This is a genomic window from Fibrobacter sp., from assembly GCF_045131395.1.
GTDB lineage: Bacteria > Fibrobacterota > Fibrobacteria > Fibrobacterales > Fibrobacteraceae > Fibrobacter.
The window spans coordinates 108,360-130,487 of sequence record NZ_JBGUQY010000022.1 but is presented as its reverse complement, the minus strand read 5'-3'; the positions used below and the strand labels follow the sequence as shown (position 1 = coordinate 130,487).

At 51.1% G+C, this 22,128-nt stretch carries 19 protein-coding genes; 12 read left to right on the top strand and 7 right to left on the bottom strand.

Features of this window, described 5'->3' with window-relative positions; all coding sequences use genetic code 11:
- Window positions 1-8 precede the first annotated feature (8 nt).
- A complete protein-coding gene (locus ACJMNB_RS06330; RefSeq protein WP_405340168.1) occupies window positions 9-1,982 on the top strand; it encodes a 4-alpha-glucanotransferase in 1,974 nt (657 codons plus the stop codon).
- Window position 1,983: 1 nt separating this feature from the next.
- A complete protein-coding gene (locus tag ACJMNB_RS06325; RefSeq protein WP_405340165.1) occupies window positions 1,984-3,243 on the top strand; it encodes a glycoside hydrolase family 13 protein in 1,260 nt (419 codons plus the stop codon).
- A gap of 21 nt (window positions 3,244-3,264) precedes the next feature.
- Here the strand turns inward: ACJMNB_RS06325 and ACJMNB_RS06320 are convergent, their stop codons facing one another.
- The gene (locus tag ACJMNB_RS06320; protein WP_405340163.1) at window positions 3,265-4,458 is read right to left on the bottom strand and encodes a class I SAM-dependent rRNA methyltransferase; all 1,194 of its coding nucleotides are present in this window, start codon (window positions 4,456-4,458) and stop codon (window positions 3,265-3,267) included.
- Window positions 4,459-4,518: 60 nt separating this feature from the next.
- Here ACJMNB_RS06320 and ACJMNB_RS06315 point away from each other — a divergent pair, with 60 nt between their 5' ends.
- Window positions 4,519-4,947 (top strand): VanZ family protein, encoded by a 429-nt coding sequence (locus ACJMNB_RS06315; protein ID WP_405340160.1) that lies wholly within the window; start codon window positions 4,519-4,521, stop codon window positions 4,945-4,947.
- A gap of 4 nt (window positions 4,948-4,951) precedes the next feature.
- Here the strand turns inward: ACJMNB_RS06315 and murB are convergent, their stop codons facing one another.
- Window positions 4,952-5,878, bottom strand: a complete 927-nt coding sequence (gene murB, locus ACJMNB_RS06310) for a UDP-N-acetylmuramate dehydrogenase (protein WP_405340157.1) — start codon at window positions 5,876-5,878, stop codon at window positions 4,952-4,954.
- A 37-nt stretch (window positions 5,879-5,915) separates the two neighbouring features.
- Here murB and ACJMNB_RS06305 point away from each other — a divergent pair, with 37 nt between their 5' ends.
- The 3 genes from ACJMNB_RS06305 to ACJMNB_RS06295 are packed head-to-tail and all read left to right on the top strand — an operon-like array spanning window position 5,916 to window position 9,382.
- The gene (locus ACJMNB_RS06305; protein WP_405340155.1) at window positions 5,916-7,037 is read left to right on the top strand and encodes a CHC2 zinc finger domain-containing protein; all 1,122 of its coding nucleotides are present in this window, start codon (window positions 5,916-5,918) and stop codon (window positions 7,035-7,037) included.
- A complete protein-coding gene (gene mtgA, locus ACJMNB_RS06300) occupies window positions 7,037-8,062 on the top strand; it encodes a monofunctional biosynthetic peptidoglycan transglycosylase (RefSeq protein WP_405340152.1) in 1,026 nt (341 codons plus the stop codon). The genes ACJMNB_RS06305 and mtgA overlap by 1 nt, the downstream gene beginning before the upstream one ends.
- A 48-nt stretch (window positions 8,063-8,110) precedes the next feature.
- Window positions 8,111-9,382, top strand: a complete 1,272-nt coding sequence (locus ACJMNB_RS06295; RefSeq protein WP_405340149.1) for an argininosuccinate synthase — start codon at window positions 8,111-8,113, stop codon at window positions 9,380-9,382.
- A gap of 135 nt (window positions 9,383-9,517) precedes the next feature.
- Here ACJMNB_RS06295 and ACJMNB_RS06290 read toward each other — a convergent pair whose 3' ends face one another.
- Window positions 9,518-10,018, bottom strand: a complete 501-nt coding sequence (locus ACJMNB_RS06290) for a hypothetical protein (RefSeq protein ID WP_405340147.1) — start codon at window positions 10,016-10,018, stop codon at window positions 9,518-9,520.
- A gap of 114 nt (window positions 10,019-10,132) precedes the next feature.
- Between ACJMNB_RS06290 and ACJMNB_RS06285 the strand changes: the two genes are divergently transcribed.
- Window positions 10,133-11,005, top strand: a complete 873-nt coding sequence (locus ACJMNB_RS06285; protein ID WP_405340144.1) for a DUF3078 domain-containing protein — start codon at window positions 10,133-10,135, stop codon at window positions 11,003-11,005.
- 72 nt (window positions 11,006-11,077) lie between these two features.
- Here the strand turns inward: ACJMNB_RS06285 and rdgB are convergent, their stop codons facing one another.
- Both rdgB and ACJMNB_RS06275 read right to left on the bottom strand, forming a co-directional pair.
- Window positions 11,078-11,701: an RdgB/HAM1 family non-canonical purine NTP pyrophosphatase gene (gene rdgB, locus ACJMNB_RS06280; protein ID WP_405340142.1), complete on the bottom strand. Its 624-nt coding sequence runs from the start codon at window positions 11,699-11,701 to the stop codon at window positions 11,078-11,080.
- The gene (locus tag ACJMNB_RS06275) at window positions 11,701-11,892 is read right to left on the bottom strand and encodes a TM2 domain-containing protein (RefSeq protein WP_405340139.1); all 192 of its coding nucleotides are present in this window, start codon (window positions 11,890-11,892) and stop codon (window positions 11,701-11,703) included. The genes rdgB and ACJMNB_RS06275 overlap by 1 nt, the downstream gene beginning before the upstream one ends.
- 72 nt (window positions 11,893-11,964) lie before the next feature.
- Here ACJMNB_RS06275 and ACJMNB_RS06270 point away from each other — a divergent pair, with 72 nt between their 5' ends.
- Both ACJMNB_RS06270 and ACJMNB_RS06265 read left to right on the top strand, forming a co-directional pair.
- The gene (locus ACJMNB_RS06270; protein ID WP_405340136.1) at window positions 11,965-12,609 is read left to right on the top strand and encodes an ABC transporter permease; all 645 of its coding nucleotides are present in this window, start codon (window positions 11,965-11,967) and stop codon (window positions 12,607-12,609) included.
- Between the two features lie 257 nt (window positions 12,610-12,866).
- Complete coding sequence (locus ACJMNB_RS06265) at window positions 12,867-14,696, top strand: polysaccharide lyase family 1 protein (RefSeq protein ID WP_405340133.1); 1,830 nt, start codon at window positions 12,867-12,869, stop codon at window positions 14,694-14,696.
- Here ACJMNB_RS06265 and ACJMNB_RS06260 read toward each other — a convergent pair whose 3' ends face one another.
- Entirely contained in the window at window positions 14,697-15,587 is an 891-nt protein-coding gene (locus ACJMNB_RS06260) for a hypothetical protein (protein ID WP_405340130.1), read from the bottom strand.
- A gap of 373 nt (window positions 15,588-15,960) precedes the next feature.
- Window positions 15,961-18,708, bottom strand: a complete 2,748-nt coding sequence (locus ACJMNB_RS06255) for a valine--tRNA ligase (RefSeq protein ID WP_405340127.1) — start codon at window positions 18,706-18,708, stop codon at window positions 15,961-15,963.
- Window positions 18,709-18,809: 101 nt separating this feature from the next.
- Here ACJMNB_RS06255 and ACJMNB_RS06250 point away from each other — a divergent pair, with 101 nt between their 5' ends.
- The 3 genes from ACJMNB_RS06250 to ACJMNB_RS06240 all read left to right on the top strand — a co-directional run bounded on the left by ACJMNB_RS06250 (window position 18,810) and on the right by ACJMNB_RS06240 (window position 22,044).
- A complete protein-coding gene (locus ACJMNB_RS06250; protein WP_405340124.1) occupies window positions 18,810-19,322 on the top strand; it encodes a pyridoxamine 5'-phosphate oxidase family protein in 513 nt (170 codons plus the stop codon).
- A 180-nt stretch (window positions 19,323-19,502) separates the two neighbouring features.
- A complete protein-coding gene (locus ACJMNB_RS06245; protein ID WP_405340121.1) occupies window positions 19,503-21,245 on the top strand; it encodes a DUF262 domain-containing protein in 1,743 nt (580 codons plus the stop codon).
- Between the two features lie 49 nt (window positions 21,246-21,294).
- On the top strand, window positions 21,295-22,044 hold the full coding sequence (locus tag ACJMNB_RS06240; RefSeq protein WP_405340118.1) for a PIN domain-containing protein: 750 nt from the start codon (window positions 21,295-21,297) through the stop codon (window positions 22,042-22,044).
- The last annotated feature ends 84 nt before the right edge of the window (window positions 22,045-22,128 follow it).

The following is a 22,128-nucleotide window of genomic DNA, read 5'->3' as shown; positions in this document are numbered from 1 at the left end:
TTTGGACTATGCGTTACGGTGACATTTCTTATTTCCAGAGCGGCGTGGCCGTTCCCCTTTTTAGTCTTTATAGCAGGCAGAGCATCGGTATCGGTGAATTCCTGGACCTGATTCCCTTTGCCCGTTGGGCCGCTTTTTGCAATTTCAATATTATCCAGCTTTTGCCGGTGAACGACACGGGTGCCGAATCTAGCCCCTACAGTGCCCGCAGTGCTTTTGCCTTGAACCCTGTGTTTATCAATGTGCAGTCGGTTGAAGGTTCTTCTGAATACGAAGACGAAATTCAGAAGGGCAAGACCGAATTCCAAAAATACGGAAAGATTGACTACTACAATATTTCTACCTGGAAGCGTTTGGTCCTTCGCAAGATTTTTGACAATCGCTACGACGATCTGAAAAAAGACAAGGTGCTTTTGCGCTGGGTCGATGACAATGCTTGGGCAAAGCCTTATTGCATTTACTGCACGCTGAAGGCCAAGAACGATGAAGCCAGCTGGAAGGAATGGAAGGATTATCGCGATCCCACCGCCAAGGATATCGAAAAGCTTTGGAAGAAGTTTGAAAAGGATAATTTGTTCCAAGCCTGGATGCAGTTCGAAGCCGAAAAGCAGTTCAGCGCTGCCGTTGCCGAAGTCTCGAAGATGGGTGTCCGCATCAAGGGCGACATTCCTATCTTGATCAACGAAGACAGTGCCGACGTCTGGGCTGACCGCAAGTACTTCTCGCTGGATGACCGCGCTGGCGCTCCTCCTGACATGTTCAGCTACAGCGGCCAGAACTGGGGATTCCCCACGTACCGCTGGGATGTCATTGAAAAGGATGACTTTGAATGGTGGCGCCGCCGCCTGGATCAGGCCAGCAAGTTCTATCATGCCTACCGCATTGACCATGTGCTGGGATTCTTCCGCATTTGGTCCATTCCGCAGACCGAAACCACGGGCATTCTGGGTTACTTTAACCCCTGCGTGCCGCTGACTTACGACAAGCTTGCTTCTGCGGGCTTTATGCGCGAGACTCTGGAATACCTGCGCCGCCCCAATTACGGCTATGACCAGTTGCGAGACTTCTTGGGTGATGATACCGATAGGCTTGCTCCCGTTTGCTTTATGCAGCTGGAAGGCCACCCGGATCGCCTGATTCTTAAGCCTGAATACAGTTCCGAAAAGGCTATCCTTGCCATGCCTGAATCCCAGGAAGTCAAGGACAAGTTGCTCAAGGTTTATTGGAACCGCGTATTTGTTCCCTCGGGTGACGAAAATACGTTCTACCCCTATTGGTACTGGTACAATGCTCCGGTGCTCTATACGCTCCCCGATTACGAACAGGAAAAGCTTCGCGGTCTCATGAAGGAAAACGAAGATTCCCAGAACGGCTTGTGGGAAGCCAACGCTACCAAGCTCTTGTCGGTGCTTTCTCAGGAAACCGATATGCTGGTTTGCGCCGAAGACCTGGGCGCCGTGCCGCCTTGCGTGCCCGCCGTATTGAACAAACTCAACATTCTTTCTCTGCGTATTGAACGCTGGGCCCGTAACTGGAATGCTCCTTATTCTCCGTATTACGATATGGATGAATATCCCCGCATGTCCGTGTGTGCCACTAGTTGCCACGATACGTCGACGTTGCGCGGCCTGTGGCAAGAAAAGGATTTTGACCGCCAATTGTACTGGTCTCACGCTCATTTGCCGGGCAAGGCTCCCGAAGAGGTTACGCCGTCGGTGGCTCGCCAGATTCTGGCCCATGTGTACTCGACCAACAGCCTGTTCTGCATTTTGCCCATACAGGATTACTTCGCCCTTTCGGCAAGCCTTTCCAAGTGCGCGCCTGAAGCAGAACGCGTGAATATCCCGGGTACCGTGGGCGGCACCAACTGGTGCTACCGTATGCCCTGTTCCGTGGATGAACTGATGGATTACTCTTCTCTCAGTTCCGATATTCGCATGCTCGTGGATGTGCGCAAGCGCCGCCCCATGTGGAAGATTTAGGATGTTCGCTCCAGCCTGGGTCAAAGACGCAATCTTTTATCAGATTTTCCCGGATCGGTTCTGCCGTTCGGAGCGTTACCATGCTGTAGGCAAGTTCGTGGAGTGGGGGAGCAAGCCCACTCGCGAAAACATGTTCGGCGGAAACCTGGCGGGTATCGAAGACAAGTTGGAGTACATTGCGGGCTTGGGCGTAAACGCCATTTACCTGTGCCCGATTTTCAAGAGCAATTCCAACCACCGCTACCATACGGTGGACTACTTCGAAATCGACCCGGTGCTGGGCACCATGGAAGATTTTGACCGTCTAGTCAAAAAAGCACACAAGTTAAAATTGCGCGTCATTCTGGATGGCGTGTTCAACCATTGCTCTCGCGGATTCTTCCAGTTCAACAGTCTCATGGAACTGGGACAGAATTCGCCCTACGTGGATTGGTTCCATGTGAAGGGCTGGCCCCTGAATGCCTACACCGATAAGCCCAATTACGAATGCTGGTGGAACTTTCCGGCATTGCCGAAATTCAATACAAATTGCCCTGACGTGCGGGAATACCTTTTCTCGGTAGGGGAATTCTGGATGCGCCGCGGCATTGACGGCTGGCGCCTGGACGTTCCTAACGAAATCAACGACGATTCCTTCTGGCAGGAATTCCGCCGCCGCGTCAAGAAGGTGAATCCGGATGCCTATATCGTGGGCGAAATCTGGGATGCCCCGGAGCGTTGGCTACAGGGGGACCAGTTCGACGGCGTAATGAATTACGTGTTCCGCAAGGCGGTGATGCAGTACCTCTTCGACGAGAATTCCATTTCTACAGAAGAATTCTGCAAGCGCTTGCGCGAAGCATTTCCCGAAGGCCGTGGCGATATGCCCATGAACCTGCTGGGAAGTCACGACACCACTCGCCTGAAATCGCAGCCCTGCGCCAGCTGGGAACGGATCCGCTTGGCCCTTACGCTGATGTTCTTTATGCCGGGTGCTCCTTGCATCTACTATGGCGAAGAACTGGGCATGAAGGGCGGCAAGGACCCCGATAATCGTCGGAGTGTGCCTTGGAGTAAGCTTCCCGAAATGCAGCGGGAACTGGTGTATGGCCTTGTGAAGGAACTGACGGAATTGCGCAACAAGAATGCCGTACTTCGTGACGGCAAGCTGGAGATTGTCTGCGATGGCGATTCCTTCTCGGTGGTACGCACCCTCGGCCGCAAGAAAATGACTCTTGCGGTATCCTTTACCGAAGACCAGCCTACGTTTGAAATAAAGTAGGCTGATAGAATTTCAAAATAATTAAATGACCTGAACCAGCAAGCCCTTGAGGTACTGGCCTTCGGGGAAGGCTGTATTCACAGGGTGGTCGGCGGGTTGGCCGAAGCGTTCAATGATTTGAACGCGCCGATGGGCATCGGCGGCGGCATCCGCGATAATCTTCTGGAATAAGTCCATTTCCATGAGTCCGGAACAGCTAAAGGTCGCGAGCATGCCGCCCTCGGCCAAAAGCTTCATGGCGAGCAAGTTGATGTCCTTGTAGCCGCGGGCTCCCTTCTGCAGGTTGTCCTTGCTTTCCACAAACTTGGGCGGGTCCAGCACAATCAGGTCGAAGGTTTCGGCCTTGTCGCGGCATTTGCGCAAGTACTGGAATACGTCGGCTTCCACGTGGGTGGCATGGGCGGTGCTGAGCTTGTTGCGCATGATGCCTTCCTTGGCGAGCTTGAGCGCGTCCTTGGAAACATCCACCTGATAAACTTTTTCGCAACCGCCGCGGAGGGCATAAAGTCCGAAGCCGCCGGTATAGCAGAAGCAGTTGAGGACCTTCTTGCCCTTCGAAAGTTCGCCAATGCGGCGGCGAGCGTCGCGCTGGTCCAGGTAGTAACCGGTCTTGTGGCCGTTCTTCACATCGATGGGGAAGAGAATTCCGTTTTCGTTGATGATGACCGGTTCGTCGGGCACTTCGCCGTATACGCAACCGGTGCGCAGCTGCAGGCCTTCTTTTTTGCGCACGTCAGAATCGCAGCGTTCGTAAATGCCGCGGCAGTGCGTTTTTTCGGCCAGCAGTTCATAAATGTCTTTGCGGTGGACTTCGGCACCGGCAGCCAAGATTTCCACGGAATAGATGTCGGCGTACTTGTCGATGATGCATCCCGGGATGCCGTCGTTTTCGGCGTTAATCAGGCGGAAGGCGCGGTCCTTGTCTTCGATGTCAAAGCCGCGGCTCTTGCGGGCGGCAATGGCGCGGTCTAGCAAGTCGCTAAAGAATTCGCGATCGATGTTAGCCTTTTCGCCGAAGGTCCAGAAACGCCCACGGATCTGGGACTTGGGCGAGTACGCCGCAAGACCCAGAAAATCGCTCTTGTAGCTGTAAACTTCAACGGTGTCGCCAAGTTCCGGGTCGCCGATAACTTCGTCAACGGCTCCGCTAAAAATCCAGGGGTGGTAACGCAATGCGGACTTTTCGCGTCCGGCTTTCAAGGTAATCGCTTTCATGAGTGTAAATGTAGAAAAAGCTGTTGCCGCCTAGGGAAAATTTCTACATTTGGCGCCACGATGTTTGAGAGTCTTTTTGACAAGTACCCTTTTTTCCGCGCAGTGCCTTGCGTGCTTTGCATGGCAATCATTTTCAAGTTGTCTTCGCTTACCAATGAAGAGCTTGAAGATTTTCCGCACATCTGGGATAAGCTGGCTCACTTTTGCGAATATGCGACCCTCGCCGGTTGCTACGCCATGCTCTGGACTCGCAATGAATGGTCCAAGCGCCAGTGGCTGCGCGTGCTGATTGTGGGCGTGCTTGCTCTCGCTTACGGTTGCACCGACGAATACCACCAGAGTTTTGTAGAAGGCCGCGACTGTAGTGCGCTGGACCTTGTGGCCGACTTGACCGGTGGTCTGACGGGCGGTGTGGTTTACGCCATTGTAACGCGGATTCTAAACCGCTACGACCCGGTGCCTGAAAAACAGCCCGCCGCCGAAGAATAAAATTTTAAAATTCGCCGAGCAGTATAATTTCGCGGTGCAATTCAATGCCGAATTTTTCGGCGACTTTCTTTTGCACGTGTTCGCTTAGTTGCTTGATATCGCTGGCGGTAGCGCCACCTGCGTTCACGATGAAATTCGCATGCAAGGTGCTGACTTCGGCACCGCCAATGCGGTAACCCTTGAGACCCGCTTGCTCAATGTAATAGCCCGGCGCAATTTGTGTGGGCATTTCTACGGAGCCGTGTTCCAGGCGCTTGAAGGTGGAGCCTGCATTCGGCATGTTCAGCGGCTGGCTAGCCTTGCGCTTGGCCATGCATTCGGCAAGTTCGGCTTCCAGGTCTGCGATGGATTTTCCTTCGGCAATCGGCAACTGGAATGTGGCGGAGATAATCGTTTCTGGATTGCTTCGGCCCTCGGCCTCGCAATGACGTAAAAAAATGCTGTGTCTGTAGCCGAAAGCGCATTCGTTTGCGGCGTGTTCGTGCAAGTTGCCGTCGGCGTCAATCGTCGTGACCATTGTGCAGCAGGTTCCGATTTCTTGGCCATAGGCGCCTGCATTCATGTAGATGGCGCCGCCCAGGGTTCCCGGGATTCCGGCCAGCTTATGGATGCCTGCAAAACCTTGCTTTAGTGTGGTGCGTGCAAATCGTCCCAACGGGGTAGCAGCGCCAACTTTGAATGATCCATTTCCAAGATCCTGAATCTCTGAAAATTCACCAGCAAGGGTAATGACGACACCGTCAAAGCCCTTGTCGGCAACCAGCAGGTTCGTGCCGTTCCCTAAAATAAAGTAGGGGAGCGCTTTTTCGCGGGCAAGGGCGAATGCCGCCTTCAAATCATCGGCGTTTTCTGCTTTTACGAAATAGCGTGCCGGCCCTCCCACCTTGAAGGAGGTGTGCTTGCACATGGGCTCATTTTCAAGAAGAATCATGGCAGAAATATAGAATTCTTGCTATTATTTCTCCACCATGACCAACGAAGAACTGAAACAATTCAAGTCGGCGATTTCGATTACGGCCGTCGCACAGAGCCTAGGGGTGAATGTATCCCATGGCAAGTGCCGTTGTTTCTTTCCCCTTCGTCATGCCCATGAAGACCGCACGCCCTCGGTGTCTATTTCCGAAGAACGGGGAACGTTCCGTTGCTGGGTTTGTGACGATGTCCGTGGCGACGTGATTTCGTTGGTGCAACTTTTAAAAGATTGCAGTTTTACCGAAGCGCTAAACTGGCTCATGGAACAGTTCCCGTTCCTGGTGCCGGCCTCGGCCCGTAAGGAAATGGCGAAAATTGCGGAGCGCGCGGCAAATGCCGCTGGACGCCCGCATTCGGTGTCGCCTGTTGCGCGGGTCCCTGAAGTGGCCCCGCCGCCCGAACCCGAAGAACCGCCCCTTGTTTCCGAAGATGACCGCAAAAAGATTATCCTTTCGTTCCTCAAACGATTGAGTCCGGTGGACAACACTCCCGCAGGCAAGTGGCTTTCTCGCCGCCGCATTTACAAGCCCGTGTGGGACAAAATGCTTTTGCGCACCATCACCAATTACGAAGAGGTGAACAACAGCCTTAAGGCGGACTTTGGCGAAGAAGTTCTGAAGTTCGTGGGCCTGTTTAACGACAAGGGGCATTTGCGCTACTATAAGCACCCCTTGATATTCCCGTATTTGGACCCCCAGCGCCGTGCGTTCTATTTCCAGTCCCGTGCGATTGACAACACAGTAGTTCCCAAGGAACTTAATTTGCGCGGTACCGTTCCTTACCCCTACAATATGGTGGCCTTGGATCAAAAACCGGGCTGGGTGTACCTGTGCGAAGGCGTGGTGGATACTCTCACCTTTTTAGGACAAAAGATCAATGCGGTGGGAATTCCGGGTGTCCGCAGCTTCAAGGTGGAGTGGTTGAATCTTTTTAGAAACAAAAATGTGGTACTTTGTCTGGATCATGACGAAGCAGGCCGCTCTGGCATGGAATATATCGGTAAGCTATTTACGCAAGCGGGCATCCATAATGTAATTTTGGGCGAAGGTATGGAAAACTTGCCGACAGCCATGAAAGAAGGCGAAGATATCAATGACTGGTTCGGAGGAAAGAAGTAATGGAAAAGGTGAAATTGTATTTTGACAAGGTGAAACACTTTTTTAAATGGTTTACGAACACCACGTTTGCCAAGGTGTCGGGCTTTATTATCAAGTGGCTTTACCGGACTATCAATTTCATTATCCGCCAGGCCTTATTGATTTTGATTATTTATTCGGCCGTTTTCTCGGTGGCGGCATCTTATGCCCTGTACCGCGCCTTTATTTACGGCTACGATATTTACGATGGCGTGTCCCAGCTTAAAGAGACCCAGCCCGAAATGAGCAAGTACATGGAAGCCCTGCGGGATTCGAACCCGAATATCGAAATCAAGCATACCTATGTACCGCTGGATTCCATTAGCCCCTACTTGCGCAAGGCGGTCATTGCAAGCGAAGACGCAGGCTTCTACTTCCACCCGGGTTTTGACATCCGTGCCATTGCCGAAGCGCTTGACGCAAACCAGATTGCCGGAAAAACCAAATTTGGCGGTTCGACCATTACGCAGCAGCTGGCCAAGAACCTGTTCCTGAGCGGCGAACGTTCTTTCAACCGCAAGTTCAAGGAACTGGCCTATGCCCTTTTGATGGAACATGAACTGGGCAAGGACCGCATCCTGGAACTGTACCTGAATTATGCCCAGTGGGGCAAGGATATTTTTGGCTGCCAGGAAGCTTGCCGTACGTACTATAAAAAGAGCTGTGCCAAGCTCAGCGTGGACCAGGCGATAAACCTGGCCGCCATGCTTGCAAGCCCGGGCAAGCACCACCCCAACATGCGCGAAAGCCAGTTCATGGCAAAGCGTCGCGCCGTGATTTACCAGAACATGTTCCCCAAGAAGGACAGCGTTCTGGTGGATTCCCTCCGCCAGCTGATGGCGCCGCTTCCGAAGGACAGCTCCGCAAAGAACGGGGCGAAGGGATCGGAAAAAACTATGGAAAGGGCCTCCGCTAAAACTTTGGACAAAAAAACGGAGAAGGGGTACTCGAAGAACTCTGCGAACGGCTCTGCAAAGGCTGAGAAAAGCTCTACCAAAAAGAAATAAAAGTTTCTATATTTTACTCGTCTAAAATTTTCTTAAAGGACGCTACAAATGGCTAAGAAAGAATCCAAGAAAAAGGTTGTCCTCGCTTATAGCGGTGGACTCGATACTTCCATCATCATCCCCTGGCTCAAGGAAAACTACGACTGCGAAGTGATCGCTTTCGCTGCCGACCTCGGTCAGAACGATTTCCCGGATGCCAAGGCTCTTGAAGACAAGGCTCTCAAGACTGGCGCTTCCAAGTGCTACGTTCTCGACCTCAAGAAGGAATTCCTCGAAGACTACGTTTGGCCCACCGTTCGCGCTGGTGCCAAGTACGAAAGCACCTACCTCCTGGGTACTTCTTTCGCCCGTCCGCTCATCGCCAAGTATCAGGTGAAGATTGCTGAAAAGGAAGGCGCCTACGCTGTTGCTCACGGTGCTACCGGTAAGGGTAACGACCAGGTCCGTTTCGAACTGACCTACGCCGCTCTCAATCCGAAGCTCGAAATCATCGCTCCGTGGAAGGACCCGAAGTGGACGTTCCACAGCCGCGAAGACGCTATCGACTACGCCGCTGCCCACAAGATTCCGCTTAACGGCATCAGCAAGAAGAAGATTTACTCTGAAGACGGTAACCTGTGGCACCTCTCTCACGAAGGTGGCGTCCTGGAATTCCCGGAACAGGAACACAAGTACGAATTCCTCAAGCACACCGCCACGTACGAAAAGGCCCCGAACAAGGCCGACCACGTGACGATTACCTTCGAAAAGGGTAATCCGGTGGCTATCGACGGCAAGAAGATGGGCGCTGTCGAACTCCTCGAATACCTGAACAAGATCGGTGGCAAGAACGCTTGCGGTCTGCTCGATATCGTTGAAAACCGCCTCGTCGGCCTCAAGAGCCGCGGCGTGTACGAAACTCCGGGTGGCACGCTCCTGTACAAGGCTCACGAATGCCTGCAGCAGCTCGTGCTCGACAAGGAAACTTTGTTCGAAGCCCAGAAGATGTCTATGACCTATGCAAACCTCGTTTACAATGGCCAGTGGTTCACTCCGCTCCGCCAGGCTATGGACGCCTTCTTCAACGAAGTCAACAAGGTTGTGACTGGTGAAGTGACCCTCAAGCTTTACAAGGGCAACATCATTCCGGCCGGCATCAAGAGCCCCTACAGCCTCTACGACATGGGCCTCGGTGGATTCACCGATGTGGACATGTACGACCAGAAGGACGCTACGGGCTTCATCCGTTGCTATGGTCTGCCGCTCAAGACTCGCGCCCTGTTGCTCGGCAACAAGACCAACGTGGACTTCGGCAAGCCGGTTGTGCTCCCGAAGAAGTAATGAGACCGCCTGTCATCCTGGAGCCGTAGGCTCCGGGATCCATCCGGTTTTATATCTGCGCTTGAAAAAAGAAAAATCCCCGGTCCAGTTCATCTGACCGAGGATTTTTTTATCTCACATTTGCCACATTTCACATTAAAACTCGAATATGTAACCCGCGCCCCAGAAAACTTTGTGCGCGTCGTGTTCGGCGAACTTTTTGGTGGGAACGCTAATTTGTGTGTAGAAGCCGTAGAGGCGGGTCCACAGTTCTATCGAAATGTCTCCGAGTTCCTTGTAATTGTAGGGGAACACGATAAGACCGTTGGCTTTGTCCAGGGCTTCGTGCATTTCGTTGGGGGCTCTGGTGTATTCGTACCCGCCGCCGATGCCTGCGTCAAGGTTGAAGGGGGAATCTTTGAAGAATGTCCAAAGAAGGCTTCCGCGGAATCCGCACCAGTAGTCGTTCTGGTTGCGGATATAGCCCATTCCCTGTGCGCGGAATATCAACTCTTTGTAGCCTAATCCAGCAATGGCGACAACCGGGGTCTGATTCCGGATACCGAGACCGGCATTAAAACGCCAGTCGCTTGCATGGCTGCAGACGGCAAAAAGAGAAATAAATAGCAGCGTACAAAAAAAACGGGAGCAAAACATAGTCCAAATATAGACAAAATGTGCGGTTATACTCGCAAAAAGGTGTTTTTATTCCTATATTGTTTTGCATAAAACTCGGCTCGCCGTAGCACGGGCCACAAAAAAGGAATCAATATGAAGATGAAATCACTTATCAAGGCGTGCGCATTTGCTTGCGCTTTTGCCGTTCCTGCAATGGCTGAAGGTGGCATGTTCGAAGGGACTCTCCCTGAAAACTGGACCGCCGACGTGGTCGCTGCAGTTCGCTATAACTGGTACAACTTCAGCAACTGGCAGAAGGACGGTACCTCCAACTACACTTGGCTCGTGACCTACGATGCCGATGTACAGGGTAAGTGGAAGGTGGCCAACTGGCGTAACCTCATCGATATCGATCTCGGCCAGACATGGACCAAGGGCGTGGGCAAGCGTAAGTCCAATGACCGCCTCTTCTGGGAATCCATGGTGGACTTCAACATGACCGAAGTTCTGAAGCCTTACATTGGTAACCGCTTCGAAACCCAGTTCATGAAGGGCTACGAATATAGCGAAGACGAAGATGGCAACGAAGTCAAGAAGGCTATTTCCAGCTTCATGGATCCGGCCTACGAAACGCAGGTCGCCGGTCTTGCTTACATCCCGAACGACAACTTCTCTCAGCGCCTCGGCTTTGCTAACCGCATGACCATTTCTAACGGTTACGGTTACGCAGACGATCCGGACACCGATAAGTTCGAAAAGTTCCGTGACGAACCCGGTCTCGAATCTATCACCGAAGCCAAGTATGCCTTCTCTGACATTGTGAGCTTCAAGACCCGTCTGTGGGCCTTCTGCAACTTCGAAGGCACCGAAAAGATTGACGGCCTTTGGGAAAACCTGCTCTCTGTCATGATTGCTCCGCTGATTGAACTTCAGGTGGGCTTCGACATGGCTTACGACTGGGATCTGGACGAAGATACTCAGTACAAGAGCATGGTGCTCTTCGGCCTGACCTGGCGCTGGTTTTAATAGAAATTAAAAAGCGGATAAAAAATCCTCGGTTGCTGCCGAGGATTTTTTTTGTATGGGATGAATTTCTGTTTAGCCTTCCAGGTCTTTTTTCATGGCGCGGATGGCGTTGCCGCGATGGCTGATGCCTTTCTTTTCAGAGAGTTCCATCTGGGCGAAGGTGCGGTCGAATCCATCGGGTACAAAGAGGGGGTCGTAGCCGAATCCCATGTCACCGACGGGGGCGAAGTTGATTTGTCCGCGGCATTCGCCTTCGTAAATCTTGGGCTCGCTCACGGTCCACTTGCCGTCCACTTCGGCCACTTTCTGGTAAGAGAGTGCGCAGAAGTAACGGGCGGTGCGGTCCTTGACGCCTTCCAGCTTTTGCATGAGCTTGTCGTTGTTGGCCTGGTCGTTGCCGTGGTAGCCGCAGTAGCGGGCGCTGTAAATGCCCGGTTCGCCGTTCAAAGCGAATACTTCTAGACCGGAATCGTCTGCAAGCACCGAGGCTTCGATTTTCTTTTCACAGAGCCACTTGGCAACGGTACTCGACTTGATGATGGCGTTTGCCTCAAAGGAGTCGCCGTCTTCTACGATGTCCCCTTCAAAGCCGATGTCCTTGAGGGTCTTGAATTCCTTGTTCTCGGTTCCGAGAATGTGGGCAAAGTCCCTGATCTTTCCGGGATTGCCTGTTGCGATAACGAATAAATGTTTCATTAGTAGTGTTCCGGTTTCAACACGATGAGAATGGCGTCAACAATAACGCCTACGCCACAGAGGCCGCCGGTACAAAGCCATAGAATGCCGGTCCAAATTTTGCCTTCGTAAAAACGATGCAGGCCCAGGTAGCCCAGCAATATGCAAAGGGCCAGGGCAATCCATTTGTTGTGTTCGCCTTGTGCGGGCATAAAAACTCCTTGGTTTTAGGCTGTCCAAATATAGAAAATAGCGGTGCTGCAAAATTTTTCTAAATTAAGGTTGTGCTTCACGTATTTAAACACGAAATGCGACTGATTTTCAGGGATCCCCGATTCTGGATTCCCTTCATTATTCCGCCGGTGATTCTTGCGGCGTCCCAGGCTATAGCCGTATCGCGTTACGGTGGGCAGATTATGCAGGGCATGGAAGGCTACATGATGCTTCTGCTGGGTTGCCTGATGGCGCCCATGGGTTCGCCCCTGGCGGCTGACAGCTTTGCGGGGGAGCGTGAAAGAAATTCCCTGGAGCTTTTACAGCTCGCGCCCATCAAGCCGACCCGCCTCTTTTGGGGCAAGCTTCTGGCCGTGTTGCCTTTCCCGGTGGTGTTTTCGCTGCTGGCGGAACTTGCATACTGGTTTTCGCATCCCGTAATCTCTAAGACGGTGGCGGTGGCTTCTGTTTTGGGGGCTCTCTCTGCGGTTCTTCTCACGACATCTTTCTCACTGATGCTTTCGCTCCGGGTCAAGACGGTCCGTGCGGCGACCCATCTTTCGCTCTTCGTGGTGGTTCCCCTTTTGTTGCTGGTGCAGCTGGGCCACGAGGCCTTTTTGCAGGGAGTATTTATTCCTGCGGTTGTGTTGGTGATTTCTGTTATCATTTGCGCTCTTTCGATTTTTGTCGGTATGCGCAAGTTCGTGAGTCTGTAGAACTTCGATTTGCCGAATTTTGGCGGAAATCGCCGAAATTTCTGAAAAATGTCAAAAACGCCTCCCGGGGGCGTTTTTTTTTGTGTCCTGTTGACAAAAATCTTAAATTTGTAAAATATTTTTTGAGAACATGAAAACTGCGTAAATACTATTGACTTTAGCTAAAAATTAATGTAATTTGAGAAAGAAAATGAGAACATTTGGTGAGAACAGTGGTGTGTTTTTGCCGAATGTCCTATAAACATAAGGATGATGTTATGGGATGCAATTTGGTTTCGTTTAAAAAGTCGCTTTCGGCGGTACTTGCCCTCGGGGCAACTGTGGCGACTTCCGCGTTCGCTGTGACTGCTCCGGATTTGCCGATGGCGGGATGGGCCACGCAAAATGGCGGCACGACCGGCGGCGCGGGCAAAAGCGTCGTTACCGTGAGCAATGTGAGCGACCTCCGCAAATATGCCGAGGCGGGCAACTACACAATCTATGTGAAGCCCGGTACTTACACGGTGCCTTCCAAGAGTGCCATCAAGGTCGGTAGTAACGTGACCATTTACGGCTATCAGGGTGCGGTCCTTGCGCAGACCTATACCGGCAACAAAGACGAAGACAATACCATCATGAACGTGGCGGGTAAGAATGTCATTATTCGTAACCTCACCTTCAAGGGCGCGGGCGCTGTCGACAAGGATGCCGGCGACTGTTTGCATGTTCAGGGCGGCACCAACGTGTGGCTCGACCACTTGGATGTCTACGACGGCGAAGATGGTAACCTCGACGTAATCAACGGTGCAAACTACGTGACCATCTCTTGGACTCGTTTCCATTACACCAGTGCTTCCAAGGAACACCAGTTCTCGAACCTCATCGGTAATAGCGATAACAAAACCACCGACGATGGCAAACTCAAGACCACCCTTCACCATAACTGGTGGGATGATGGCGTCAAGGAACGCATGCCCCGCGTGCGTTACGGCCAGGTCCATGTGGCGAACAACCTCTTTACGACCAACAGTTCCAGCACCTGCGTGCGTGCGGGCAAGAGCGCTGACCTCCGCGTTGAAAACAACGTGTTCATCGGTGTGAACAATCCGATTGACCTTTACAATGGTGACTACAAGGCCGTCTATTCCGGTGGTAACTACACCGAAAACATCAAGAAGGGTGACGCCAAGGGCGATGCCAAGAGCGGTGCTTTCACGCCTTCTTATTCCATGAAACTGACCGATGTGAGCAATCAGTCCAAGGCCTATGCCCTCCGCGATTCTATCAAGCTTTATGCGGGCGCAACGCTCCCGGATCCGGGTTCTACGCAGGTGACGCCGGTTTCTTCTTCTAGCGTGCAGCAGTCAAGCTCTTCGCAGGCAAAGTCCAGTTCTTCGCAGGCGAAATCCAGCAGCAGTAGCGTTGTTCCGGTTTCCAGTTCTTCTGTCGCCGTTTCTAGCTCCAGCGTTATTGCTGGCGAGGCCACACTCACCAAGCACGGAACGGGAAGCTCTAACCAGGAAGTGGCTCAGGGTGCTGCCATTGTAGAGTTCTACTACACAATCGCTGGCGCAACGGGTGCATCTGTAACGGGTCTTCCGCAAGGTGTTACGGGTACGCTGAAGGGAATGGACTATTATATCTCGGGAACGGTTGCCTCTACAGTGGCGCCGGGTGCATACAAGTTCACCGTGACCACGACGGGAGCCTCCAAGAACGCTACCAAGAGCGGAACCATTACGGTCGCTGGCACGGGCTTTGGTGCGGGTACAGGGGCTACGGTTCCTGCATCCAGTTCAAGTATCACCGAGTCAAGCTCTAGCGAATCGGAATCCAGTTCTTCGGAAACGGTACCTGGCTCCAGCGAATCTTCTGAAACCAGTACGACAGCTTTAAATGTTTCTCAGGCTCCGCATTTCAATGTCTCTATCGAAGGCCGAACTATATCGGTGCTAGGTGCTACTCGTGCGGCGTACCTCCTTGACGCTCAGGGTAAGCTCATCGCGAAAGTTCAGCCCACGGGTAACGTGTGCTCTATTGCAGTGCCTCGCGCCGGTTCTTACCTCTTACGCATCGGTAATGAATTGCGCCGCGTGTCTGTGCGGTAATTAGTCCTTCAGATAAAGGCTTCGCCCGTCGTTCAACATCAGGATGACGGGCAATTTTTTTGCCGTAAATACGCCGTTATTCAAGATGCCGCTTTCCATCAGTTGGCCGTTCAGGCTGAATGCCTTGTAAGGCGTGGCGGGAGCGACGTCTGCGATTTGGTAGCGGTTAAAGCCGAGTCGTGCAAATTTGGCCTTTGCGCGGGTTTGGGGCAAACTTTGCGGCGGTGTAATATCTTCGGCCGGGTACTTGTAATCCGGGCAGAAGTTCAGTGTGTCGAGGATGATGCTGAATTCGCCGGCAACGGCAGACATCGCCAGCGGGCCGTCAGCCATGTCGACATCATGTCCTTGGTTGCGCCCTCTGTCGTAAGGAGGGTTGTATTCGCAGCCGGTGTAGCCAAATTCCTTGCAGTAGAATTTGCTGCATAGGTCAAAAACGTGGTTCACGAGAGAGTCCGCTTGTTCGGCCGTTCCCTTGAAAACTCCGGCCTTTTGCAGGCGTGGAAATTCGTCCTTGAATACGGCGTCGTGATGCACGGAGAAAAGTGAGTCTACGAAATCTCTATCGTTGTTGGAATAGGCGACTCGTGCCACCTTCACGAATTTTTCCGTCACAATCACGAAGAGTGTTGAGTCAAGCTCGGATTTGTACACCCATGCGGTGTCGGTACCCGAGACGTTCTTGACGGCGGGCTCGCGCTGGTCCATCTTGGAAATGTCCAGATAGCTGTCTTCGAAAAGGTAGATGGCTGTAGCCGGGTAGCCAAACGACATGTCGGCACTCGATGAGCCCCTTGCAGGGGGCGTAAATTCGCATTCGGCCGCATATAGGCTCACGGACAAAATGCCCACGGACAGAACGCCTGCACGTAAAATTGCTGTGAAATTCATGTTCTCTTCTCCTTATTAGTCCATCTCCTGAATAAGTTAGTAAAAAAAGAGACCGATTTTCAAGCATTTCAAAAATGCGTGATTTGAGTCATCGGAAAATGAAAAACAGGTGCCCGCTTGGAGCGCCTGTTTTAATTTTACGTCATTGCGCAAGCGCATGAGTGCTGCGGCTCGCGAATGCGTCCATAAATGGCCGCGCTTGCTCGCCTTGCAACGTCATTGCGAGCCCCAAAGGGGCGAAGCAATCCATCGCAGAACTACTTCAACTCTTTAAGAGCAGGCTGTACTTTCGCTTCGCTCAAGTACCAAATGCTGGGCTCGGTCATATCCATGCAAGCATGGCTGCGACTCTCGCCCTACGCATTTGTCATTCTTATCTTAGCTCAGCAAGAGCTTTTTCATTCTTTTCGATAATATCCTGCTGAGTTGCGAGCTTGGTGCGTTCGGCGTTCACCACGGCTTCCGGAGCACCAGAAACGAACTTCTCGTTAGAGAGCTTCTTTTCGATGCTGGCGGCGAATGCCTTGGCCTTTTCGATTTCCTTTTCGAGGCGGGCGATTTCTGCAGCCGGGTCGAGGATTCCTTCCAGCGGGATGTAGAGTTCGCCACCGGGAACCACGGCGCTCGCGCTGAACTTCGGCTTGGCGGCCTTCACGGCGACCGTGAGGTTTTCAAGACCGGAAAGTTCGGTGATGATAGCCATGCAGTCCTTCACGCTGGCTTCCGTTGCGGCATCGTCGACGCTCACCACGGCGTTGAGCTTGGTTGCGGGGCTCACGTTGTAGCGGCCACGCACACCACGCACGCTTTCCACCACGGCGAATGCCTGGTCGAATGCGGCTTCGATCTTAGCGTCGATGAGAGATTCGTCGGCCTTGGGCCAGGCGCGGCTGATCACCAGTTCGGAACCCTGGAACAGAATGCCGTTCAGCTCTTCGGTAATGAAGGGCATCACCGGGTGCAGCAGGTCAATCACGTTCTTCAGCACGTGGCTGAGGATTGCCATAGCGTTCTTCTTTTCGGCGTCGAGCGTTTCGCGGTTGATTACGGCCTTCTTAATTTCCAAGTAGCTGGAGCAAACGTCATCCCACACGAAGCGGTACAGGAAGCCGGCGAGTTCTGCGAAGTGGTATTCTTCGAGCATGCGCGTGGCGTCCTTGATGGTCGTCTGCAGGCGGCTAAGAATCCAGCGGTCTTCGAGAGCGAACAAGCTAGAATCCATCGGGAGTTCGGTAGCCAGAGCCCCGGCCTGTTCCAGGTGCGGGTACAAGAAGCGGCAGGCGTTCCACAGCTTGTTGCTGAAGTTACGGCCGATTTCGAACTTTTCCGAAGTGTTGATTTCGCGGCCATCCGGCTGCTTTTCCTTCTTCACCGGCAGGCGCACGTCCTGGTTGTCGGTGCAAAGGCTTGCCATCACAAAGCGCAGAGCGTCGGTGCCGTACTTTTCTTCGATATCCATCGGGTCAACGCCGTTGCCCTTGGACTTACTCATGGTCTGTCCGTTGCCGTCGAGGATCTTCGGGTGGATGTACACCGTATGGAACGGGACCGTACCCATGTTTTCCTGGCTGAACAGCACCATGCGGGCGACCCACAGGGTAATGATGTCGCGGCTCGTCACCAGCACGCTAGTGGGGTAGTAGCGCTTGAGCGTGTCGGTGTTTTCCGGCCAGCCCATGGTGGAGTGCGGCCACAAGCCACTGGAGAACCACGTGTCGAGCACGTCTTCTTCCTGCTTGAGCACGCGGCCCGGCACTGCGTCTTCCTTCAGGTCTTCTTCCTGGCTGCACACGAGGTAGCCACCGTTTTCGGCCTTGTAGAAGAAAATGTCGTCGCGGCCAGCAAATGCGGCCTTCAATTCGTCTTCGCTAGCGTCCGTGTGCCAAATAGGAATGCGGTGGCCCCACCAGAGCTGACGGCTAATGCACCAGTCGCGCTTTTCGGCGAGCCAGTCGAGGTACTTGTTGGCGTAGCGTTCGGGGATAATCTTGATTTCGCCCGACTTCACGGCGTTCATCGCGTTTTCGGCGAGCACGTCCATCTTCACGAACCACTGGTCGCTGAGGTACGGCTCGATAACAGTCTTGGAACGGTCGGAGTGACCCACCTGCATTTCGTGGTCTTCCACCTTGATCAACAGGCCCAGTTCTTCGAGACCGGCCACCACGGCGTCGCGTGCGGCCTGGCCCTTCAGGCCCTTGAACTTGCCGGCATTCTCGTTCAGACTGCCATCGTCGTTCATGATGTTGATCATCGGGAGCTTGTGGCGCAGACCCGTCGCATAGTCGTTGGGGTCATGGGCCGGAGTCACCTTCACGGAACCCGTACCGAAATCCTTGTCCACCAAGATGGCGTCGGCAATCACCGGGATTTCGCGGTCCACGAACGGCACCTTCAAGGTCTTGCCGATGAACTGTGCATAGCGTTCGTCGTTGGGGTGCACGGCGAGGGCGGTATCGCCCATAATCGTTTCAGGACGGGTGGTCGAAACGGGGATGAATCCCGAACCGTCGGCCAGGGGGTACTTGAACGTCCAGAAGTGGCCCTTGACGGTTTCGTAGTAGATTTCGTCATCGGCGACGGCGGTCTGGAGCTTGGTATCCCAGTTCACCAGGCGCTTGCCGCGGTAGATGAGGCCCTTCTTGAAAAGGTTGAAGAAAGCGTGGCGCACGGCCTTGGCGCAGACCGGGTCCAGCGTGAAGCGCTGACGGCTCCAGTCGCAGCTGACGCCCAGGCTCTTGAGCTGCTTCGTGATACGGGCTTCGTATTCGTCCTTCCATTTCCAGATGCGTTCCACGAGGGCGTCGCGGCCGATGTCGTGGCGGGTCTTGTGTTCGTCCTGGAAAAGGCGCTTTTCGACGACCGCCTGCGTGGCGATACCTGCGTGGTCGGTGCCCGGAATCCACAGGGTGTCGCGGCCGGTCTTACGGCGGTAGCGGACCAGGATATCCTGGAGCGTGTCGTTGAGGGCGTGGCCCAAGTGAAGCGCGCCGGTTACGTTAGGAGGCGGAATCACGACCGAGAACGGTTCGCCCTTTCCGCTGGGTGCAAAACTGTTTTTTTCGGCCCAGGACTTATGCCAACGGGCCTCCACATCTTTAGCGTTATAACGAGTTTCCATAGTGCGGGCAAATTTAGAAAAAAACGAAGGTTATGGCAAAAGTGTTTTTATATTTCCTAGGGGTTTCATCCCTGCAAAAAGCTAAAACTGGTGGCGAAAACATGCGACGTAAAGACCGCGAAATCAAGGAATTTGACGAAATCATCGACGTTCTCAGCCGGTGCAAGGTCCTGCATCTGGCTTTAATCAGCGACGGCAAACCCTATGCCGTACCGGTCAATTTCGGGTACGCCGTAAGCGAATGCGACGGTCAAAAGAAACTCGCGCTCTATTTCCACGGAGCAGGCGAGGGCAAGAAACTCGACGCCATCAAGGCAAACCCGCAAGTGAGTTTTTGCGCAGAAACATCCGTCGAAGCCAGCGGCCCGCAAGATGCAAACGCAGATGCCTGCAAATGGACCTGCTTCTACGAAAGCGTCATCGGGTTTGGAACCGCCACGCTCGTAGAAAATTCAAAAGAACGCACCGCCGGGCTAGATACCATTATGCTCCACAACGGCTACAAGATTCCCTTCGGCGTCAAAACCATCGCCTACAGCGCCATGGCCCTTGCACGCACCGCCGTCGTCAAGATCGACGTTTCTGAGATTACAGGGAAACATCACTTGAAATAATTTGAAGGGGAAAGCCTTCCCCTCGCTCGCACTTCGTCGCTCGCTACCCCTTCGCCTAGGGGCTCCGCCCCTAAAACCCCGCACTATCCCTGCTTTCTTTTTAGGTTGTTGCAGATGCTTTTTTTTTGAATGATTGAATAGAATTAGTTTATATTTTAGATGTTAAACAAGGAATATTATATGTCTAAACTAAATATCGATCAAAAAACGATTAGTGAATTGTTTGCTGATAAAAAGGCTGATTTTCTCATTCCCGATTATCAGCGCCCATATGCATGGGAAGACACTGAATGCCAAACTCTTTGGGAGGATATTTTTTCGTTTGCGTTCCCAGACAATGATTATTCAAAATTCAATAGTGATAATGATGAATATTTTCTTGGTCCGATAGTTACATTTAAAAATGATTCTGGAAAAATGGAAATTATTGACGGGCAGCAGCGCTTGACAACATTGATGTTGCTGTTACGAGCCTTTTACGAAAAATATGGAAACATGAAAGATGAAAATTCTAAGAAAACGAGGGAAAGACTTGAAAAATGCATATGGAAAACCGATGAATTTGGAACACCGAATAAGGATGCTTTAAAAATAAATTCAGAGGTCGCTACAGATAATGACAAGGATGAATTCCTTACTATACTTCGTTCTGGAAAAATTGCAGAAAAAATGAAGAGTAAATACGCTCTTAACTATCAATTTTTCCAAGATAAGATAAATGATTTTTTGAATGATTATCCGAGTTATTTCTCATATTTGCCAACGCGCATATTGAATAATTGTATTCTGTTGCCTATTGAAGCAGAATCTCAAGATACCGCATTGAGAATATTCTCTACATTAAATGACCGAGGATTGCCTTTGTCGGATGCTGATATTTTTAAAGCTCAATTTTATAAATATTATTCAGCAAAAGGTGAGAAAGATACTTTTATAAGAAGGTGGAAGTCGCTAGAGGATTTATGCGAAAAGAATTTCCATCCGATAACAGGTACTGCGATGGATGAATTGTTTACGCGCTATATGTATTACGAACGCTCGTTGCAAAAGAATAAATCGTCGACGACTGAAGCTCTGCGTAAATTTTACGAGAAAAATAGTTATGCTTTGTTAAAAAAAGATGATACGCTGGATAATCTTGAATGCTTGGCAGATTTTTGGAATGATGTGTCTAATCAGGATTCGGAACGGTTCTCTGAACGAATCTTGAAACAATTGTTCGTGTTGAATTACGCTCCCAATGGAATGTGGAATTATTTTGTATCAGTGTATTTTATGCATAACAAAAATACAGAAAATATGCTTGATGAAGAAAAGTTCAGTATATTTCTCAATAAAATAACTGCTTTTATTTGGACTTATGCATTTGTTCATCCAGGCCTTAATGCTCTGAGAACGCCTGTTTATACGGAGATGATAAACATAATTGAAAATAAATCGATAGAATTTTCGGATTATCTCTTTGATGAAGAAAATGTGAGGGCTGTATTCCATAGTTTTAAATTTGATAACAGACGTCCTATTACAAAATCAATGATTACATGGTGGGCTTTCCAGAACGAAGGACAAGAACTTCTTTCTCTGGAAACAACTCTTGAAATTGAACATATATACGCTAAAAAGAGACAAGAAAATGAACAATCGTTAAAAGATTCGAAAAATTTAGAGATTTTAGGCAATAAAGCCTTGTTGGAAAAACGCATAAATATCAGGGCTGCTGATTATCGAATAGAAGATAAGAGAAAGTATTATATTGGTTTTGTTAATGGGAAAAAGAAGAAAAGAGAGGGAACAAAAATTGTAGAACTTCGTAGGTTGGCTGAAGATAAAACTGACTTTATGGAATCCGATATAGTTGCTAGAGATGCGGATATATTGAATGCGTTCATTCGTTTTCTGAGAGAAAATAAATTGCTGGCTTAAACGTTATGTTATTTATTAGTTAGTATTTTTTGCTGGACAAATTGAACCTATGTCAACCTCTAAATATCCCATATCTCATGTCCTTGTGGATTGCGAAAATGTCGGGCTGAACGGCTTGACGGATTTGGTCGTGAATACTGATGGATCTCCGCTGAAGTTCATCCTGTTCCACAATTCTAGCAATAAGATTAATCTTTCGCTCACGCAACTGAAAGATTTTGGCTATGCGTTGAATGAAGGTCGCGTTGAACTCGTTGAGCTTGCGATTCCTGAAAAGATGACCAAGAAACAGGCTGAAAATGCGCTCGATTTTTATATCGCGTTCTATATGGGCACGGTAATGCCTTTTGAACCGTTTAACAGCCACTGCGTAATTCTATCTAAGGATCATGATTACGATCCGCTCATTCTGCATGTGCAGAGTCAATTTGGTATGGATCGTTGTGAACGGGTGGAATCTTACGATGATCTTGCGAAACTTCTTGGGGTTGAGGTAAAGCCCAAAGAAACGAAAAAAGTCCAACAGCCTAAAAAGCCTGTCGTACAGCCGACGAAAGCGACTAAGAAGACCCCGACACCGAAGGCCTTTGATTTGCAAAAGTCCCTTGAAAAAGCGAAGTCGAATTTGAAGGGAATGTCAAAGAATCGTCCTACGACCAAGACTAAGTTGCTTAAGTCCCTTAAAAACTGGTTTACAGCAGAAAAACTTACCGATGCAAATATTCAAAGCCTAATAAACTCCCTTCAAAAGGTAAATTTTCTGGAAATCCTAGATAATAATCAGGTTAAGTACAAATAGTTTTTTATGATTTTGGTGAAGCTTCTCGAATATGTTCGTGTGTGGGCGCAAATGGAACGTGGTGTGTTCCCAATTGGAAAAAGT

Coding starts and splice junctions, on each gene's coding strand:
- ACJMNB_RS06330 (WP_405340168.1), top strand. CDS start 9: ATGCGTTACGGTGACATTTCTTATTTCCAGAGCGGCGTGGCCGTTCCC.
- ACJMNB_RS06325 (WP_405340165.1), top strand. CDS start 1,984: ATGTTCGCTCCAGCCTGGGTCAAAGACGCAATCTTTTATCAGATTTTC.
- ACJMNB_RS06320 (WP_405340163.1), bottom strand. CDS start 4,458: ATGAAAGCGATTACCTTGAAAGCCGGACGCGAAAAGTCCGCATTGCGT.
- ACJMNB_RS06315 (WP_405340160.1), top strand. CDS start 4,519: ATGTTTGAGAGTCTTTTTGACAAGTACCCTTTTTTCCGCGCAGTGCCT.
- murB (WP_405340157.1), bottom strand. CDS start 5,878: ATGATTCTTCTTGAAAATGAGCCCATGTGCAAGCACACCTCCTTCAAG.
- ACJMNB_RS06305 (WP_405340155.1), top strand. CDS start 5,916: ATGACCAACGAAGAACTGAAACAATTCAAGTCGGCGATTTCGATTACG.
- mtgA (WP_405340152.1), top strand. CDS start 7,037: ATGGAAAAGGTGAAATTGTATTTTGACAAGGTGAAACACTTTTTTAAA.
- ACJMNB_RS06295 (WP_405340149.1), top strand. CDS start 8,111: ATGGCTAAGAAAGAATCCAAGAAAAAGGTTGTCCTCGCTTATAGCGGT.
- ACJMNB_RS06290 (WP_405340147.1), bottom strand. CDS start 10,018: ATGTTTTGCTCCCGTTTTTTTTGTACGCTGCTATTTATTTCTCTTTTT.
- ACJMNB_RS06285 (WP_405340144.1), top strand. CDS start 10,133: ATGAAGATGAAATCACTTATCAAGGCGTGCGCATTTGCTTGCGCTTTT.
- rdgB (WP_405340142.1), bottom strand. CDS start 11,701: ATGAAACATTTATTCGTTATCGCAACAGGCAATCCCGGAAAGATCAGG.
- ACJMNB_RS06275 (WP_405340139.1), bottom strand. CDS start 11,892: ATGCCCGCACAAGGCGAACACAACAAATGGATTGCCCTGGCCCTTTGC.
- ACJMNB_RS06265 (WP_405340133.1), top strand. CDS start 12,867: ATGGGATGCAATTTGGTTTCGTTTAAAAAGTCGCTTTCGGCGGTACTT.
- ACJMNB_RS06260 (WP_405340130.1), bottom strand. CDS start 15,587: ATGAATTTCACAGCAATTTTACGTGCAGGCGTTCTGTCCGTGGGCATT.
- ACJMNB_RS06255 (WP_405340127.1), bottom strand. CDS start 18,708: ATGGAAACTCGTTATAACGCTAAAGATGTGGAGGCCCGTTGGCATAAG.
- ACJMNB_RS06250 (WP_405340124.1), top strand. CDS start 18,810: ATGCGACGTAAAGACCGCGAAATCAAGGAATTTGACGAAATCATCGAC.
- ACJMNB_RS06245 (WP_405340121.1), top strand. CDS start 19,503: ATGTCTAAACTAAATATCGATCAAAAAACGATTAGTGAATTGTTTGCT.
- ACJMNB_RS06240 (WP_405340118.1), top strand. CDS start 21,295: ATGTCAACCTCTAAATATCCCATATCTCATGTCCTTGTGGATTGCGAA.